General features: G+C 70.3%; 1 protein-coding gene. It reads left to right on the top strand.

The features are described from left to right. Window positions 1–156: 156 nt before the first annotated feature. On the top strand, window positions 157–1,556 hold a 1,400-nt coding region (locus tag G7A99_RS19415; RefSeq protein ID WP_163143320.1), incomplete at its 3' end, for an NADH-quinone oxidoreductase subunit L.

Raw genomic sequence — 1,556 nt, 5'->3', positions numbered from 1 at the left:
GCCCTCGTGTGCCACCGCCCAGAAATAGCGCAGGTGGTGATAGTTGAGCTGCTGCATACCGTTCTATTTTATTTAACTAAAACGGGCAAACAATGAATTTTTTATCTCTCCCGGAGCTTGGTACAACACCCAGGCATTCACGCGAGAGAGTCCATCATGCCCATTCAAGCCCTGCCCGCCCTGGCCCCCATAGCCCTGGCCGTCGCCGCCGCTTTCGGCCTGCTGCGCCCCGGCCGGCGCCCGCTCGGGGTGGCGCGCGCCGCGCAGGTGGCGGCACTGCTCGCCGTTGCCGCGGCGGCGGTCGCCGTCGGGGTCCTCGCGTGGTCCGGGCCGACGACAGTCACCGGCATCCGGCTGGATGCGGTGAGCGCCTCCCTCCTCGCCCTCGTTACCTTGGTCGGCTGGGTGGTGCTGCGCTACACGGCGAGCTACATGGACGGCGAGGCCCGCGAGGGCGCGTTCACGGGGTGGCTTTGCGCCACGCTGTCGTCGGTGATGCTGCTGGTGATCTCCGGGCACCTGCTCCTGCTCGTGGCGGCGTGGATCGCCACCAGCGTCTGCCTGCACCGGCTGCTGCTGTTCTATCCGCAACGGCGCCGGGCCCGGCTGGCGGCACGCAAGAAGTTCGTGATGGCCCGTCTCGGGGACGCCGCCCTCTGCGGGGCGGCCGTGATCCTGGCTGTCGCCTGCGGCAGCGGCGACATCGCCGCGATCCTGGCCGCCGCAGGCACTGAGTCCGCCACCACGGCCATGCGCTGGGCGGCACTCCTGCTCGCCCTCGCCGCCGCGCTCAAATCCGCCCAGTTCCCGACCCACGGCTGGCTCACGGAGGTCATGGAGGCCCCTACCCCGGTCTCGGCGCTGCTGCATGCGGGGGTGATCAACGCCGGCGGCTTCCTGCTGATCCGCTTCGCCGACGTCATCCTGCAGGCGCCGCTGGTCATGGCGGCACTGGTGGCCCTCGGGGGCTTCACCGCCCTGTTCGGGGCGATGGTGATGCTCACCCAGCCGGCGGTGAAGACCTCGCTCGCCTGGTCCACCGTGGGACAGATGGGCTTCATGGTCATGCAGTGCGGCCTGGGCCTCTTCCCCCTCGCCCTGCTGCACCTGATCGCCCACTCGCTGTACAAGGCGCACGCGTTCCTCGCCTCCGGCTCGGGCGTCGATCAGGTCACCGCGGCGCGCCGGCCGGGCCCCGTGGCGGTACCGGGACTGACTGCGGTCGGCGGCGCCTTCGCCACGGCGCTCGCGACCTACATCGGTGTTGGCCTGCTGTTCGGACTCGAATCCAAGCCACCCCAGGTGATCGCCCTCGGACTGATCCTGATCCTCGGCGTCGCCTACCTGCTGGCGCAGGGCTTCGCCGATCACGCACCCCGGGCACTCACCCGGCGCACATCGCTCTACGCCCTGGCGACCACGCTGGGTTACTTCGCCCTGCACGCGCTGACCACCGCGGCGACCGGGACCACTCTGCCACCGCCGCCCGCGCCCGGCCCGCTCGCGTGGGCGCTCATGGCCCTGGCGTTGATGAGCTTCGCCGCCGTGGCGGTGGC

The organism is Arhodomonas sp. KWT (assembly GCF_010993615.1).
Note: the sequence above shows the minus strand (reverse complement) of the source record. Positions and strands in the feature narration are given on the sequence as shown.